A 15,155-nucleotide genomic window follows, 5' to 3' on the forward strand; every position below is an offset into this window, starting at 1 on the left:
TCGGCATCGGTCAGGGATGCATTTCCATGAGGCGGAACGTGAAGCCGAAGGCGGCGACGCGGAACGCCTTGGCCGGATCCTCGAGGGCCGGCACGCTCACCTTGTCGGAAGCCGCAAACACTGCCCGCTGGTTCTGCGCATAGATCGTGGGCGCCAGCGCGATGAGCCGCTTGTCGAGCGCCTTGTAGATCTCGCTGCGCTCGGCCTCGCTGGCACTCGCCCGGCCCTTGTCGAGCAAGCTGTCGACCTCGGCATCCTTCAGATACTCCGGTGACATCCAGGTGCCGCCGGCGCTGGAATGATACATGCTATAGAGCAGCGTATCGGTGTCGCCGTCCATGGTGTCGACGAACACCTGCGACACGTTGGGCGTGTTCTCGGGCTTGGTCACCTGCTCGGTAAACAGCGTCCAGGGAACCTTCTTGATCTCGGACTTGACGCCGATCTGGTTGAGGTTGGCCTGGAGAAGCAGCGCGAAACGCTCTTCGAGCGGAACCTCGCCGATCCAAGACAGCTCGACGTTCATGTCCTCGGGCTTGTACTTGCACTTGGCAAGATGGGCCTTGGCAGCTTCGAGGTCCTGCTTGAAGGCCGGCGCATCGGGGTCGGCGCCCATGCCGCCCACCGGGATGGCGCCGGTGGACGGCGCGCCCTGCGAGACGGTGTCGGTCACCGCCACCATCTTGATGCCGGTCGAATAGTCAAAGGCGTTGACGATGGCGAGCCGGCACTCCTGATCGTCGAAGGGCGGCTTGGCGGTGTTGAGCTTGATGTAGAGCTGGGCGGTGCCGGATTCGGTCAGAAGCTTGAATCCATCCTTGGAAAGCGACTTCAGCACCTCCGGCGGCAGCCACTGCGAGGAGATGTCGTGCTCGCCCCGGCTGATCAGCGTGCGGACGGTCGCCGCTTCGAGGCCGTAGCGCAGGCGCACCTTGTCAGGCGCCACCGCCGGCACACCAAGGAAATAGCCGGGGTTCTTGGCCATGACGGTTTCGGCCTGGGGATCATGCGAGACGACCGAGTAGGCGCCGGAGCCGGCCGTGTGCAGGTTGAGCCAGCCTTGGCCCCAGTCCTTCATCTCACCCTCGCCATCGCCGAGGTGCTCCATCACCAGCTTCTTGTCGACGATCGGCAGGCGAACCAGCGCGGCGACGAAGGGCGCATAGGGGAACTTGGTGGTGAACTTGACGGTCGAAGCATCGACCGCCTCGGCCTTCTCGACATTATCGAACAGGAAGGAGAAGCCGCTCTTGATCGCCATCATGCGATCGAAGGAGAACACCACGTCATCGGCGGTCAGCGCGTTGCCGCTCTGGAACTTGACGTCCGGGCGCAGCTTGAAAGTGAAGCTGTTGCCATCTTGGGTCCAGCTCTCGGCCAGGAAGGGCTGGTAGCCGGCTTCGCCCTGCTTGGGGATGACCAGCGTGTCGTAGACATTGAACATCAGGATGGAGTCGGCGTAGTCGGTGGCCTTCGCCGGGTCGAGTTCGCCGATCGGCGTCTCGTCGAGGCGCAGCGTCGTTTCGGCCGAAGCGACACCGACGAGGGCGGCGCTGGCCAGCAGGGATGCGGCTAGCAGTCTTGAAGGCATGTTCATGTTGCGGTCCCCTCTTTTTTGATTGGCTTTGTTGAGTATCGCTTCCGTTTGGCGGCTCGGTTGATGGCAATCGCCCCCTCGCCCTTGGCCGACGCCGGCGGGTCGGAATAGACGTCGCCGAACACGTCGACAGTGCAGGTGTGCAGCACCACCGTCGTCTGGTCGGTGTGGTTCCAGGTGGCGTGGACGCGCGACGACGGAAAGTGTGCGCTGTCACCCTGGTTGAGCACAGTGGAGACGCCGTCGATCTCCAGCGTCAGCGAGCCGCTGACGATGTAGAAGATCTCCTCGCCATCATGGGAAAAGCGCTCGCTCTGATAGCCGGGCGGCTCGTGCATGATGACCGACCGCAACACGTTGCCGGGAAAAGCCGCCGACAGCCGCTCATAGACGACGCTGGTCTTCTGCGGACCGCCGAGCCCGAAGGTGATGCGGTCGTTGTGGCGGGTGAAGGGCTCCGGCGTCGCCTTCGAGGACAGGAAATCGCTGGCCTTCATCTCAAGGATCGAACAGACTGATATCAGTGACGTCAGCGACGGTATGGTGAGCCCGCGCTCGATCTGGGAAATGAAGCCGTTGGAGAAGCCCGAGCGCGAGGCGACTTCGCTGAGCGTCAGGCCCAGCTCCTTGCGGCGAAGCCTCAGCTTCTGCCCCAGTGAGCCGACGGAGTTGTCATCTTCCCCAGTCTGGTCCTGTCGCGCCATGCCGCCCGTCCGTTTTTAGCTATAGTGAAATAGTCGGGTGGATAGAGCGCATCGGTCAAGGCAGATTTTTAGGCTGACTAAAATCCACTAAGTCATTGTTCAATGTAGGCATGCCCTGGCGTGCTTGCTCAGAGTGCAACAAGACTGCTTGTATTTTGTGCATTCCATGCCGCACGGGCGGACTGCTTGGGCGACATTGAATGGCGCCTTTTGCCAAAACTCAGTGCTTCGGATTCATTTGCCGCGGTGAGAGCGTGCCCCGCCCGCGCCTCGTCTCCCGGAGGCTGTTCGGCCGACGAGACGAAAAATGTCAGGCTATCTTCGCCACGCGATCCCTCGGAAAGCGGACCTCCACCCTGAGACCGCGCGCATCCGTCCGGTTGGCGATGATCAGTCTCGCTCCGATACGCCGAGCGGCAAGATCGGCAATGGTCAGGCCGAGACCACTGCCCGTCCCGCTTCTTTGGCGGCCACGAAAAAAGCGCCTGGTCACCTCATCGAGCTCGTCCTCGGGAATACCGGGACCATCATCCTCGATGGCCATGCCCAGGTTCTCGGGAAGCGCCAGCCAGGCGATACGGCCGGATGCACCGATGTACTCGACGGCGTTCTCATGAAGATTGCGGATGACAAGATAGAGATTGTCATGATCGGCAAGCACCTCCAGCCCGTCGAGCGCGTCGTCAACAACAACGGCAATATCCGGACGATGCGGCAAACCGGCAACGACCTCGCGAACCAAGGCGGCGAGGACCAACCGCCCGCCGTCGGGCTCGCTTTCAGTCAGTGCCTCCAGCCGCGCCAGCGCCAGGAGCTGGCGAACGAGACGGCTGGCGCGGTCGACCGATGTGATGATTTGTCGAAGCGCTCCATCGCGGACCTGCTCGTCTTTTGCCGCCAGGGCCACCTGCGCTTGGGTTTTCAAACCCGCGAGCGGGGTCCTGAGTTCGTGGGCGGCAAAGGCGGTCATCTCCTTCTCGTGGCGGCGCGCCGCGTCGACCTTGACGAGCAGGCCGTTCAGAGAGGCGATGAGCGGTTTCACCTCGTCCGGCGCTCCCTCGCTCGCCACCGGTGTTATGTCGTCGCCATCGCGGCGGGCTATCTCACCGGCGATCCGGCTGAGCGGCGCCAGCCCACGGCCGAGGCTCGCCCAGATCATCAGCCCCAGCAACGGCATCGCCAAAAGCGCCGGGCCGACGAGACCGACGATCAAATCGCGCGCCAGCCGGGCCCGCAGGCCGATCCGGTCGCCTACTGCCACGCGAACGTCATGCACGGAATCCACGACGGTATAGACGCGCCAAGTCTCGCCGTTGACCAGACGATCGGAAAATCCTTCCGCCTCCTCGGCCAGATTGCCCTCCGGCGCCCCATCCGACCGGGCGAGCAACCGGCCGCTCAGCGACCAGACCTGGCAGGACAACTGCCGGCTATAGGTGAAATCGGCAGCCGTTACGGCAGCCATGCCTGCCGTTTCCAGGCCGGAACTTGCCACCATGGAATGAACCATGCGGGCCGCCTCCTGCAGGCGAGTGTCAAGCACGTGTTCGAGTTCGGCCCGGTTGGCGTAATAGATCCACCCGACGGCGCATATCCAGATGGCGGCGGTCGCGGAAACCAGCAGCAGGAACAGGCGGCGGCGCAGAGAGGTCATGGTTCGGTCCTCAGCCTGTACCCGAGGCCGCGGACCGTCTCGATCGCCGCTCGACCGACCTTGGTGCGCAGGTTGTGGATGTGAACCTCGACGGCGTTGCTCTCCACCTCCTCCTGCCAGCCGTAGAGCCGGTCTTCCAGCTCGGTGCGCGAGCGGATGGCGCCGGGCCACTCCATCAACGCGGCGAGCACCGCAAACTCCCGCCGCGACAGCGACACCGCCTTGCCCGCGACTGTCACGACGGAGGTCGCGGGGTCGAGCACGATGCCAGCCACGGCGAGCACCGGACCGGCCCGCCCCTCTCGGCGGCGTGCAATGGCGCGTAGTCGGGCGGCCAACTCGTCGAGATCGAAAGGTTTGCCGAGATAGTCGTCGGCGCCGGCATCGAGACCGGCGATCCGGTCCACCGTCTCATCGAGGGCGGTGAGCAACAGCACCGGCGTCGCATCGCCCTGTCGCCTGAGGTCGGCCAGAATGTCGAGGCCGGCACCATCTGGCAGCATGCGGTCAAGCACCACCGCGTCGAACCGTGTGGCTGACATCGCGGCGCGTGCGTCGGCCGCCGTGAATACCACGTCGACCGTCGATCCCGTCAGCCCGAGCCCGACCTTCAGTCCATCGGCCAGCACCGGATCGTCCTCGACAACCAAGATGCGCATCGCGCTTTCCCCAGACTCCAACACACGTTCGCTCGAAGGGCCTTGCCTGCCTTAAGGCTGGCTTAAGGTCGAGCGACACTATGGCCTTGTCCAGCGGAATCAGCGAGGCGACCGGCGGCATGTTTTCTTCGATCAAGGCGAGATTGGCCCTCATCCTTCTGGTGCCGCTTCTGTTTTCGCCGTTGACCGCCCGAGCCGAGACGCCGCCGACGGCCGACAAGGTGTTCGTGCTCAACGCCGGTCGCGACGGCGGCGGCGCGTTGCGCCTTTCCTGGGCGGTGGCGCCCGGCGCCTATCTCTACCGCGACAGCCTGAAGGCGACGCTCGCCGGCTCCGACCTTCCGCTGACGCCGCCGCCGGGCGAAACCAAGGACGACCCCAACTTCGGCCCGGTCGAGGTCTACCATGACGCCGTCGCCCTGGCAGTTCCCGGCCTGCCGCAAAACGGCGTCCTCGATGTCACCTATCAGGGGTGTGCCGAGTCCGGCATCTGCTACCCACCAGTCAGGAGCCAGGTCGATCTCGCCTCGCTCACCATTACGCAGCGGCCGCGCGCCTCGCTCCTGGCAGACACGCCGCAGCCGCCCGTTTCTCAAGCTCCCGTCCCGCCCCCGAGTGGAACGCCGGACGACGCAAAGGCCGACGCGGCATTGTCCGGCGGTCTCTTTGCCGTCATTCCCGCCTTCGTCGGTTTCGGGCTGCTTCTCGCCTTCACCCCTTGCGTCTTCCCGATGATCCCCATCCTCTCGGGACTGCTGGTCGGTGCCGGGCGCCCATCGGCTGTGCCCGGCTTCTTGCTGTCGACAGCCTATGTGCTGGCCATGGCCTCGGCCTACGGTCTGGCCGGCCTCGTCGCCGGCTGGAGCGGCGCAAATCTTCAGGTCCTGTTGCAGACGCCGTTGGTGCTCGGCTTCTCGGTCGCCATTTTCGTTGCGCTGGCGCTCGCCATGTTCGGCTTGTTCGAGCTGGCGCTGCCGTCGTCCATCGTGACGCGGATTGCCAACCGGCCGGTTCGCGGCGGTTCGATTGGTGGCGCGGCGCTCCTCGGCTTCGGTTCGGCGCTGGTAATCGGCCCCTGCGTCACGCCGCCACTCGCCGCTGCCATGCTCTACGCCATCGACACGGGAGATGCGGCGCGCGGTGGCGCAGCGTTGTTCGCCCTCGGGCTCGGCATGGGTCTGCCTCTGGTCCTGGCCGGCACCTTCGGCGTGCGCTTTCTGCCCAAGTCAGGTCCCTGGCTCGATGGCTTCCGCCGCGTCTTCGGCCTCGCTTTTCTTGGCGTCGCCGTCATGCTGGCCGCTCGCCTTCTGCCGGGCCCGGCCGGGCTGGCGCTTTGGGGAATCTGGGCTCTCATCGTCGCCGTCTTCCTCGGCGCGTTCGATCGGCTGGAACGCACGAGCCCCTGGAATGCCCGACTTACCAAGGCGCTGGGTTTCTCGGCGGCACTTTACGGCGCGGTGCTGATCGTCGGCGCAGCCGGTGGCAGCGGAGATCTTTACAGACCGCTCGCCTTCCTCTCCGACCGCGAGGTCGTAGAAGCGACCGCCTCGCCCTCGACATTGCCGGCCGACTTCAACCGCGCCTTCGCCGCCGAGGCATCGTCGGGCAAGCCGGTGCTCGTGCTGTTTACAGCCGACTGGTGCTCCATCTGCAAATCCAACGAGAAGATCCTCGCCAAACCCGACATCAGCGCTCGCCTCGCCCGTACGGCTCGGATCACCGTCGACATCACCGCCCAGACCGCCGAGGCCGAGGAACTGATGGAGCGCTTTCGCGTAGTCGGACCACCAGCTTTGTTTCTGCTCGATACCAACGGGCGGGAAATCACCGGTTCACGCCTGATTGGCGCCTTCAGCGCCGACGATCTGGCCGCCCGCCTCGGCGCCCTTGGCGCCTGACACTTCCACGAAAGGAACTCCATGCAACGACGCACCTTCCTCGCTGGCGCGACCGCCACGCTGGCCCTCGGCCTTGGCTCCGCCCAGGCACTCGCGGCCGACGTGAGCCTTGACGACGTCCTCCACGATCCCGATGCGCCGGAAGTCGGCAATCCCAAGGGGGACCTCACCATCGTCGCCTTCACCGACTACAATTGCCCATTCTGCAAGAAGGCTGCGCCGGACCTCACCCGCGCCGTCCGCGAGGACGGCAACATCCGCCTCGTCTACAAGGATTGGCCGATCCTGACGCAGGCCTCCGTCTATGGCGCCCGCATGGCCTTGGCCGCCCAGTATCAGGGGGCTTACGAGCGCGCTCACCACGCCCTGATGGCGATCAACGGCCGCGCCGTGTCGCAGGAAGACATGGAAAGGGCGATTGAGGCAGCCGACATAGACATGCCGCGCCTCAAGGCCGACCTCGAAGCCAGGAAGAAAGACATCACTGCGCTGCTCGCACGCAACATGGATCAGGCCGACGCGCTTGGTCTCCAGGGCACGCCGACCTACCTCATCGGGCCTCTTCTCGCCTCTACTCTGGACTACGACGGTTTCCGGGAAGCCATTGCCGAAGCCCGCAGCCGTCAGGCCGGAGACACCCAATGAGACTTGCAGCCATCTTCGCCCTCGCCCCCCTGTTGCTCGCAGCCTGCGTCGCTTCGCCATATGGGCCGACCATGCCACCCCTGCCGGCGGTCACCGCCGCAAGTCCCGGTGCCGGGGTCACCGTTCCCCCACCGCAATACCGTCGCCAACTGGTCGCCGATCCGACGGGCGCCGCTCCTGGCACCATCGTCGTCGATCCGGCAAGCCGTTATCTTTATCTGGTGCAAGAGGACGGCATGGCGCTTCGCTACGGCGTCGGCGTCGGCAAGGCCGGCATGGAGTGGTCCGGCAAAGCCAGGGTCGCCTTCAAGCGGGAATGGCCGCGCTGGACGCCAACTCGCGACATGATCGCCCGCGATCCCCAACGCTATGCCCAATGGGCCGGCGGCATGGAAGGCGGCGAAGGCAACCCGCTTGGCGCCCGCGCCCTCTATCTGTTCGAGGGGGGCAAGGACACGCTCTACCGCATCCACGGCACCAACGAACCGGCCTCGATCGGCAAGGCAATGTCGTCGGGTTGCATCCGCCTGATGAACGAGGACATCATCGATCTCTACAATCGTGTCCCCGCCGGCACGTCTGTCATCGTCCTTCCGGTCCAGCAAGCGGGGGCGTGAGCGCACAACAGCAAGGTGCAGGATGGGGATCGGTTTCAGTCGGCACGCGCACGACACTTTTCGACATTCTGGCTGATCGCCGCCAGAAGTGTCGATCGATTGAAGTTCGTCGTGTCGACCACTGCCCCCAGGGCGCCCTCCGTCATGACCGCAATACGATCGGAAAGGCTCAGGAGCTCGTCGAGATCGTCGGAAATCAGCAAGACGGCGGTGCCTGTCTCAGCCAACGCACGGATCTGGCGATGGGTTTCGCTCTTTGCACCGATATCGACGCCGGCAGTCGGCTGATCGAGGAGCAGCACCTTGGGCTTGGCGAGCGCAGCGCGTGCCATCAGCACCTTCTGGGCATTGCCGCCGCTGAGATGCCCCACAGGGCGTCCCGGATCTTTTGGCAGGATGCGGAAGCGATCAATGGCGTCTTCGATGACATGGCAGGCGAGATCGCGGCGCACCAGTCCCCAGTACCCGAGATAGGTGCCGAGCGCCGTCAACTCCATGTTGGAAGCGATCGAAGCCTGAAGCGCCAAGCCGGTCAGCTTGCGATCCTCCGGCACCATGGCAATGCCATAGCGGGCCGCCCGCCCCGGCGTGATCTTGCCGATGGCCTCCCCGTCGATGCGCAGCGTGCCGCTGGCTGCGATATCGCCGAGGATGGCGCGGGCAAGGCTGGTGCGTCCCGAGCCCACGAGCCCGGCGACGCCGACAATCTCGCCGGGCGCGAGCGCAAGGTTGGCGGGCGGTCGCCCATGTACCGAGAAGTCGATCAGCTCAAGTATCGCCTTGCCGATCGACCGTTCCTGGCATTTGTCGGCGACCGGGCGAGCGGCACTGACCATCGTCTTCTCATCTCCGGTCAAGAGGCGCGCCATGTCCTCGATATCCATGCTCTCGGTGGCAGCGGAGGCGACGACGGCACCGTCGCGCAGTACCGTCACTCGGTCCGTCACCTCCTTGATCTCGTCGAGAAAGTGGCTGACGTAGATGATGCCGACACCTGAGGCGGCGAGCCGTCTCATGATCTCGAACAGGCGGGTGCGTTCATGGGGAGCAAGGCGCGCCGTCGGCTCGTCCATGATCAGCACACGGGCACGACGCGCCAATGCCTTGGCGATTTCGGTCATCTGCTTGCCGGCGACGCCGAGGTGGCGCACCGGCGTATCCAGCGGGACATCCAGCTCAAACTCCGCGATTTCGCGTTCGGAGCGCCGGCGCAGATCTCCATGCGGCAGCAAGAAACCACCCAACCTACCGGGTTCTCGTCCGAGGGCGATGTTTTCGGCAACCGTGAACTCGGGAACCAGGGCAAAATCCTGATAGATCACTGCGATCTGGTTGTCGGCCGCGGCGTGCGGTGTGCGCAGGTCCACGGATTTGCTATTGATGGCAATGGAGCCTGAGTAGTCCGGGTAGAGACCGGAGACGACCTTGATCAAGGTCGACTTGCCGGCTCCGTTGTGCCCGATCAAGGCGTGGATTTCGCCCTGTCGGAGATCGAAGTCGACTCCCTTCAGAACCTCGACCGAGGAAAACGACTTGTGGATGTTCCTCAGTTCGAGCAGGTGATTTTCCCGCCGAAGATCCGTCGAGGAGCCAACTTCGGTCATGACGTCAATCTCCCCAAGCTGCCGGGAACTTGTCGGCGTTTTCCTTGGTGACGATCGGCAGGTCCAGGTAGTGGTTGGGCTGCGGCACGGCGTCCTTGTGCCCGTCCAGCCAGAGGATCGCGTCCTTGACGGCATTGGCGCCCTGCGGCGACGGATCCTGATTGACGGTCCCGTAGACGGTGCCCTTCAGGATGGCGTTGCGGACGTTGGCGGGGTAGTCGCCCATGATGAACTTGACGTCGGTGCGGTCGTGCTGGACGGCAAAATTGGCACCGTTGACCGCTTCCGGCCCCTGGTCGAGGATGACGTCGAGCGCGCCCTCGGGGTACTTGCTCAGGAAGTCCTGCGTGACCGCCAAGGCCTGGGCGCTATCCCAGTTGGCGACCTGAGTTTCGACAAGCTTGATGTCGGGATAGCTCTTGAGGGTGTCCTCGAGGCCGGCCTTGCGGTTGAGCTGCGGCGACATGCCGAGCGTTCCCATGATGTAGGCGACCTTGCCCTTGCCGCCGATCGCCTGGGCGAGAAGCTTGCCCTGGATCTGGCCGAAGGCGTAATCGTCTGCCCCAACGTAGGTGACGATCTCGGCGCCGCCGCTTGTGTCGACGCGGGTATTGACGGCAATCACCGGGATGTTGGCCGCATTGGCCAGACGAACGGCGGGGACAATGCCCTTGGGATCGCTCGCCGTGAGCAGGATAAGATCAACCTGCTGGGCGATGAACTGCTGCACCAGCGAAATCTCTGTGGTGAGGTCGGCCTTGCCACCCTGGATGTCAAGCGAGACGCCCTCGGCCTTGGCCGTGTCGCGCGCCGCCTTCATCATGTTGGAATAGAAGGGCTGCGCCGTATCCCAGACCATAAATCCGATGCGGTAGGGCTTGTCCGCGGCGTTGGCCCATTGGGCACAGCCGATGAGGGCCACCGCGGCCACCGATGCTATTGTTGTCCACTTCATCATGCTTCCTCCACTTGTTGATCCGTTTCAGTCTCTGCCTGCTCGCTTGCGCTGGTAACTGTCGACACCGACGGCGACGAGGATGACGACGCCGGTGATCGCGGGTTGCCAGTAAGGAGAAATGCCCGTGAGATTGAGGATGTTGGCGATGATGCCGAGCAGAAACGTCCCCAGCACCACGCGCCCCACGCTCCCAACGCCCCCGCTCAGCGGAACGCCCCCGACGACGACGGCGGCGATGGCCGAGAGCGGCCAGTCGGTGGCGCTCGCCGGCTGGCCGATGCCAGTGGTGCCGAGTAGCACCACGCCGGCCAACCCGGCATAAAGGCCGCCGAGGCCATAGGTCACGAGGGTGACGCGGTCGACGTTGACCCCGGCGAGGCGCGCGGCATCCTTGTTGCCGCCGACCATGAAAACGTAGTGACCGAAGGTGGTGAACCGCAGCAGCGCCCAGGTCGCCAGCGCAATCGCGGCGAAGATCAGCGTCGGGATCGGCAGGAAGGCGATCTTGCCGAGACCGATGGTCGTGAAGGACTCCGGCACACCATAAATCGGTTCCGCCGAGGTGGCGATGAATAGGAGGCCGGTGACCAGCACCTCGACGCCAAGCGTCGCGACGAAGGGCGTGATGCCCACCTTGGCAATGCAGAAGCCGTTGAGAAGGCCGACCGCCAGCCCGAGCGCCAGCGCCGCGACGATGCCGAGCGGAATGGACACCCCGGCGACGAGGGCGGCGGCGGCCACCGACGACATGGCTCCGACCGCCCCGACCGACAGGTCGAAACCGCCAAGGATGATCATCAGCAACATGCCGCAGGAGACGATGCCGATGATCGAGTTGCGCTGGAGAAGATTGGACAGGTTGCCCCACGTCAAGAAGTAGGGAACGAGCAGGGAGGCCAGCACAAAGGCCAGGACCAAGATCGCCAGTAGCGCGAACTGCGAATGCCGGACGAGCCGAGTGATACCGATGCGGCGTCGGCGCGCGAGGTCGGAGTTACCGTTCAGAACCGCGGTCATCTTGTTTGTTTCCGTGAGAATGTGTGAGCCTGCGTTCGCTAGGTCCCGCGGCGAGCCCCTGTCGGGCCCGCCACGGCCAGACAGACGGTCCCTCACTTCAGGTAGCCGAGGTGCGCCTTCTGAAGTGAGATCATGGTGTCGAGCAGATCGGCGGCGGCCTTGGCGTCGTGGCAGACCGGATCGACCAGGATTGCCTGCAACGCCGCCTCCTTGGACCCGCGCAGCACCGCCTCGGTGGTCATGTCGTTGACCGGCACCTGCGTCATCAGCAACGCCGCGAAGGCCTTCGGATAGGGATCGAGCCGGACGCCGTGGATGCCCTTGCCATCGATGATGCCCGGCACCTCGACCATCTGGTTGGCCGGCAGGTAATCGATGAGGCCGTCGTTCGGCACGTTGACCGCCAGCTCGCCATGATGGCTGTCGTTGAGGATGCCCTCGATGATCGGCACCACGCGCCAATACTCTTCCGGTGGCGTCCCATCGGCGATGCGGCGCAGCGCCTCGTCATGGTTGGAGCGCATGGTCGCCTTGTAGCTCGAATAGAACTCCAGGATACCCCGGTGATCGACGACGCTGGCCGCCCAAGGGATGTACTCGCCGAAGTGGCTATCGGTGGTGATCGGCAGATGTCCGAACCGCTTCAGGATTTCCTGGAACAGGGCGCGTTCGCCAATATAGCCGAACACCGCCGGCGCCTTGGCAAAATAGGCTGGAGCCTTGGCGCGGATGTCGGGATAGGCGTCCTTGCCGCTGTCCTTGTAGGTCGCCTCTACCAGAACGCTGAAGTGATTGAAGCCACCAGCCTTGATGTCGAGATTTTCAACAGGGGTGTTCAGCAACAGCGGCAGATGCTCGATGAGCGAGGCGACCTCGTGGCAGATGCCGACATATTTCAGATGCGGGAACTTGGTGTGGACCGCCTGGGAGATGCGCACCATCGGGTTGCTGAGGTTGAAGACGAATGCGTCAGGGCAGACGGCGGAGATCCGCTCGCAAATGCCAAGGATCGGCGGAATGATACGCAGGGCATGGAACAGGCCGCCCGGCCCGCCATTCTCCCCGTAGACCTGGCGGAAGCCGTATTGCATCGGCACTTTCCAATCCTCTTCCCAGAGGGTATGGCGATCGCCGACCTCGATGGAGATCATGCAAAAGTTGGCCGACTTGAGTGCATCGTCGAGCGAGGTCGTCGCCTCGATCTTGTAGGGCAGCCCCTTGTCGCGAACGTAGCGGCTGGCGACGCCCTCGACGAAGGCGAGCGCCTCGGGGTTGATGTCGTTGAGAACGATCGTGGCCCCCTCCAGCGACTTGCAGCGCAGGATGTCGCCGACGGTTCCCAGACCGAACATGGCACTGCCGGCGCCGATCAGAACGATTCTTGTGCTCATGACGAGCCTCCTTGGTTGGAACTTGAAAATGAGGGCCCCGTCGGCCGCACCGATGGCGCGTCCGCGAAAGCTTTGAAACAGTGAACCTTGGCTACCGACCGAAGCGGTATTCGGTGTGGTGGGTGTAGACCTCTCCCGGCCGCAGCACGGAGTTGGGGAAGTGCGGTCTGTTGATTGAATCCGGGAATACTTGCGGTTCGAGACAGAAGCCGGAGCGCGCCGTCAGGCGCTCGCCGTCAAGCCCGGGCGCCGACACGTCCAGCGTCTCCGCGTCGAACACCTGCAAACCTGGCTGATCGGTCCAGACCTCCATCGCGACGTCACCGCTCGATGATGTCGCGCGCGCCGCTCGTGCCAGAACACCGTGTGAGCGCAGCACGACATTGCCGTCGTAATGGAACGGCTGGCCATCCCTCTCGAACAGGAAGGGCCGTTCCGTGCGGAAATCCCAGGGCGTCCTCTCGACGGAGCGGATCTCCCCGGTTGGGATCAGGTCTGCATCCGTGGGCGTGAAGAAATCGGAGTCGAGCGCGAGGCGCTGATGGAGGACGTCGCCACGGCCGTCGAGATTGAAGTAGGCGTGATTGGTGAGGTTGATCGGCGTCGCCTTGTCGGTCGTGGCCGAGTAGACGATCTGGAGCGTTGCCGGCTCCAGTAGGCGATAGGTGACGGTGGTCGTCAGCCGTCCAGGGAAGCCGTCCTCTCCATCCTCAGCAACAACCGCCAATGTAACCGATCGGCTATCGACATCGACGACCGTCCAGTTGCGAGCGCCGAAACCGTAGTCGCCACTGTGGAGTGTGTGCCGATCTTCCTGGTTGCGCGGCAAGCCGTATGACCGTCCGTCGAGTTCGAAGCGACCGCCCGCGATGCGGTTGGCCACCCGCCCCGGCACCGCGCCGAGGTGCCAATGCTTGTTGTCGATGTAAGCCTCGAGCGTCGTGAAGCCGAGGAGAACTCGTCGCAAGCCTTCCGGCGCGGGAACCTTGAGGTCGCGAAGGATGGCCCCGAAGGTGATCACCTTCATCTCGGTCCCGGCTTCGGTTCGCAGCGTCAGCTCGTGAACCTCCTCCCCCTTGAACCGGCCGAACGAAACGAGTTCCTTCATGACTTCTCCTCGCAATCTACGTGCGGGACTACGTCTGACCAAGGCATCCACCGACAGGACTGAGATGTTCGCTCGGACGAGCGAATACTCCCGTAACAACCGCCCTTGGCGGCCGAGTGCCGGTCCTGCAAGGGAACTTGTCTAGGCTATCTCACCCTGACGCAACTTGGCGTAGTGCTACGGTTAAATACCGAAGCCTCCTCCCACACCTCGTTTCCTGTTGCCGCAACCGATATACCGGTATACTGATCGCGTCAAGAAAGCTGGCGACCTGTTAGGTATTTGCGCAGATGCCTGCATCGATCGGAGTTGGTGGAAACGAGGTGGGGGCTATGAGATCACATAGGAGAGAAGCCGGAGTTGAGGGCGCAGCTCTCCTGCGCCGCTCAATGACCGCCGGGGTCATATCGACGGATCGATACGATCTCACTAAGTTGGCACTCGAAAACCGATCTCAGGAAACCTGAAAGATGCGTGCGCCCTCTTCTCTGCAAGCTCTTGCCGCGACCGGCTCGGAAGGTTCGAGATTCGGCTTCTCATCGGATCTGCTCGACAACGGTCGCCCCAAGGCCGGGCAGATCTACGAACTGATCCGGGAAGCAATCATTTCCATGAAGCTGCTTCCCGGGGCGCCGATCCCCGAGAAGGAAATCTGCGAAGCGCTCGGCACATCGCGAACCCCACTGCGCGAGGCCATCATTCAACTCGCCGCCGAAAACCTCGTCGTGGTCAGGCCGAGTGGCGGCACCTTCGTCAATCTCATTGTGGTGCACGAGGTGCTCGATGGTCAGGTCACGCGCGACACTCTGGAAAAGCGCCTCGTCCGTCTGGCGGCCCGACGCTTCACCTCAGCCGCTTCCAGCCAGTTCGAGATCTCGCTGTTCCAGCAGAAGAAAGCAGCAGAAAGAAGGGACATCGACGAGTTCTTCGCCCTCGACAACGGTTTTCACAAGATGATCTGTGACTGCTCGGGCTTTCCGAGTGCCTGGCGCACACTCCATAGCGCGACCGGCCAGCTGGATCGTATTCGCCGTTATGCTCTTCCCAAGGGCGATCACTTCGTGGATAGCCTCAAGGAACACACCGAGATCTTCCATCACCTGCAAAACCGTGACGAGGACGCGGCCGTCACGGCCTTTCAGGTGCATATCGACAGCCTCTTTCACGAAGTTGACCTGATTAGCCAACTCGACCCAGACATGGTGTCCGCTGCGTCGCATGTTACGATCGCCGACATCAGATAGCCCCACCAAGTTCTCTCCGACCAACCCGCTCACGCTTACAGGGACTATCGCCGCATCGG

13 protein-coding genes are annotated in these 15,155 nt (G+C 63.7%); 4 read left to right on the forward strand and 9 right to left on the reverse strand.

Annotated elements, in window-relative coordinates; translation table 11 throughout:
- Window positions 1-10 precede the first annotated feature (10 nt).
- The 4 genes from M4J40_RS14735 to M4J40_RS14750 form a co-directional block, all read right to left on the reverse strand.
- Window positions 11-1,597 (reverse strand): ABC transporter substrate-binding protein, encoded by a 1,587-nt coding sequence (locus M4J40_RS14735; protein ID WP_251754967.1) that lies wholly within the window; start codon window positions 1,595-1,597, stop codon window positions 11-13.
- Complete coding sequence (locus M4J40_RS14740) at window positions 1,594-2,301, reverse strand: helix-turn-helix domain-containing protein (RefSeq protein ID WP_251754968.1); 708 nt, start codon at window positions 2,299-2,301, stop codon at window positions 1,594-1,596. The genes M4J40_RS14735 and M4J40_RS14740 overlap by 4 nt, the downstream gene beginning before the upstream one ends.
- A gap of 310 nt (window positions 2,302-2,611) precedes the next feature.
- Complete coding sequence (locus M4J40_RS14745; protein WP_251754970.1) at window positions 2,612-3,955, reverse strand: sensor histidine kinase; 1,344 nt, start codon at window positions 3,953-3,955, stop codon at window positions 2,612-2,614.
- On the reverse strand, window positions 3,952-4,614 hold the full coding sequence (locus M4J40_RS14750; protein WP_251754972.1) for a response regulator transcription factor: 663 nt from the start codon (window positions 4,612-4,614) through the stop codon (window positions 3,952-3,954). Before M4J40_RS14750 ends, M4J40_RS14745 begins: the two co-directional genes overlap by 4 nt.
- A gap of 80 nt (window positions 4,615-4,694) precedes the next feature.
- Here M4J40_RS14750 and dsbD point away from each other — a divergent pair, with 80 nt between their 5' ends.
- Genes dsbD through M4J40_RS14765 form a run of 3 tightly spaced genes read left to right on the forward strand, consistent with a single transcriptional unit; the run spans window position 4,695 to window position 7,774 of the window.
- Complete coding sequence (dsbD, locus tag M4J40_RS14755; protein WP_251754973.1) at window positions 4,695-6,512, forward strand: protein-disulfide reductase DsbD; 1,818 nt, start codon at window positions 4,695-4,697, stop codon at window positions 6,510-6,512.
- Window positions 6,513-6,533: 21 nt separating this feature from the next.
- Window positions 6,534-7,157, forward strand: a complete 624-nt coding sequence (locus M4J40_RS14760; protein ID WP_251754975.1) for a DsbA family protein — start codon at window positions 6,534-6,536, stop codon at window positions 7,155-7,157.
- A complete protein-coding gene (locus M4J40_RS14765; protein WP_251754977.1) occupies window positions 7,154-7,774 on the forward strand; it encodes a L,D-transpeptidase in 621 nt (206 codons plus the stop codon). Before M4J40_RS14760 ends, M4J40_RS14765 begins: the two co-directional genes overlap by 4 nt.
- 35 nt (window positions 7,775-7,809) lie before the next feature.
- On the opposite strand, the gene M4J40_RS14770 is transcribed toward M4J40_RS14765, so the two are convergent.
- The 5 genes from M4J40_RS14770 to M4J40_RS14790 form a co-directional block, all read right to left on the reverse strand.
- A complete protein-coding gene (locus tag M4J40_RS14770) occupies window positions 7,810-9,378 on the reverse strand; it encodes a sugar ABC transporter ATP-binding protein (protein ID WP_251754978.1) in 1,569 nt (522 codons plus the stop codon).
- A gap of 4 nt (window positions 9,379-9,382) precedes the next feature.
- Entirely contained in the window at window positions 9,383-10,336 is a 954-nt protein-coding gene (locus tag M4J40_RS14775) for a sugar ABC transporter substrate-binding protein (RefSeq protein WP_251754980.1), read from the reverse strand.
- A 24-nt stretch (window positions 10,337-10,360) separates the two neighbouring features.
- Window positions 10,361-11,353 (reverse strand): ABC transporter permease, encoded by a 993-nt coding sequence (locus M4J40_RS14780; protein ID WP_251754981.1) that lies wholly within the window; start codon window positions 11,351-11,353, stop codon window positions 10,361-10,363.
- A gap of 92 nt (window positions 11,354-11,445) precedes the next feature.
- Window positions 11,446-12,744 (reverse strand): hypothetical protein, encoded by a 1,299-nt coding sequence (locus tag M4J40_RS14785; RefSeq protein ID WP_251754984.1) that lies wholly within the window; start codon window positions 12,742-12,744, stop codon window positions 11,446-11,448.
- A 91-nt stretch (window positions 12,745-12,835) separates the two neighbouring features.
- Window positions 12,836-13,852 (reverse strand): aldose epimerase family protein, encoded by a 1,017-nt coding sequence (locus M4J40_RS14790; RefSeq protein ID WP_251754986.1) that lies wholly within the window; start codon window positions 13,850-13,852, stop codon window positions 12,836-12,838.
- 578 nt (window positions 13,853-14,430) lie between these two features.
- Between M4J40_RS14790 and M4J40_RS14795 the strand changes: the two genes are divergently transcribed.
- Entirely contained in the window at window positions 14,431-15,096 is a 666-nt protein-coding gene (locus M4J40_RS14795; RefSeq protein ID WP_311134146.1) for a GntR family transcriptional regulator, read from the forward strand.
- Window positions 15,097-15,155 lie beyond the last annotated feature (59 nt).

It is taken from the genome of Pleomorphomonas sp. JP5, assembly GCF_023721815.1.
Lineage (GTDB): Bacteria > Pseudomonadota > Alphaproteobacteria > Rhizobiales > Pleomorphomonadaceae > Pleomorphomonas.

Bases quoted from the DNA above. Each gene is read 5' to 3' on its own strand.
- M4J40_RS14735 (WP_251754967.1), bottom strand. From the start codon at position 1,597: ATGAACATGCCTTCAAGACTGCTAGCCGCATCCCTGCTGGCCAGCGCC.
- M4J40_RS14740 (WP_251754968.1), bottom strand. From the start codon at position 2,301: ATGGCGCGACAGGACCAGACTGGGGAAGATGACAACTCCGTCGGCTCA.
- M4J40_RS14745 (WP_251754970.1), bottom strand. From the start codon at position 3,955: ATGACCTCTCTGCGCCGCCGCCTGTTCCTGCTGCTGGTTTCCGCGACC.
- M4J40_RS14750 (WP_251754972.1), bottom strand. From the start codon at position 4,614: ATGCGCATCTTGGTTGTCGAGGACGATCCGGTGCTGGCCGATGGACTG.
- dsbD (WP_251754973.1), top strand. From the start codon at position 4,695: ATGGCCTTGTCCAGCGGAATCAGCGAGGCGACCGGCGGCATGTTTTCT.
- M4J40_RS14760 (WP_251754975.1), top strand. From the start codon at position 6,534: ATGCAACGACGCACCTTCCTCGCTGGCGCGACCGCCACGCTGGCCCTC.
- M4J40_RS14765 (WP_251754977.1), top strand. From the start codon at position 7,154: ATGAGACTTGCAGCCATCTTCGCCCTCGCCCCCCTGTTGCTCGCAGCC.
- M4J40_RS14770 (WP_251754978.1), bottom strand. From the start codon at position 9,378: ATGACCGAAGTTGGCTCCTCGACGGATCTTCGGCGGGAAAATCACCTG.
- M4J40_RS14775 (WP_251754980.1), bottom strand. From the start codon at position 10,336: ATGATGAAGTGGACAACAATAGCATCGGTGGCCGCGGTGGCCCTCATC.
- M4J40_RS14780 (WP_251754981.1), bottom strand. From the start codon at position 11,353: ATGACCGCGGTTCTGAACGGTAACTCCGACCTCGCGCGCCGACGCCGC.
- M4J40_RS14785 (WP_251754984.1), bottom strand. From the start codon at position 12,744: ATGAGCACAAGAATCGTTCTGATCGGCGCCGGCAGTGCCATGTTCGGT.
- M4J40_RS14790 (WP_251754986.1), bottom strand. From the start codon at position 13,852: ATGAAGGAACTCGTTTCGTTCGGCCGGTTCAAGGGGGAGGAGGTTCAC.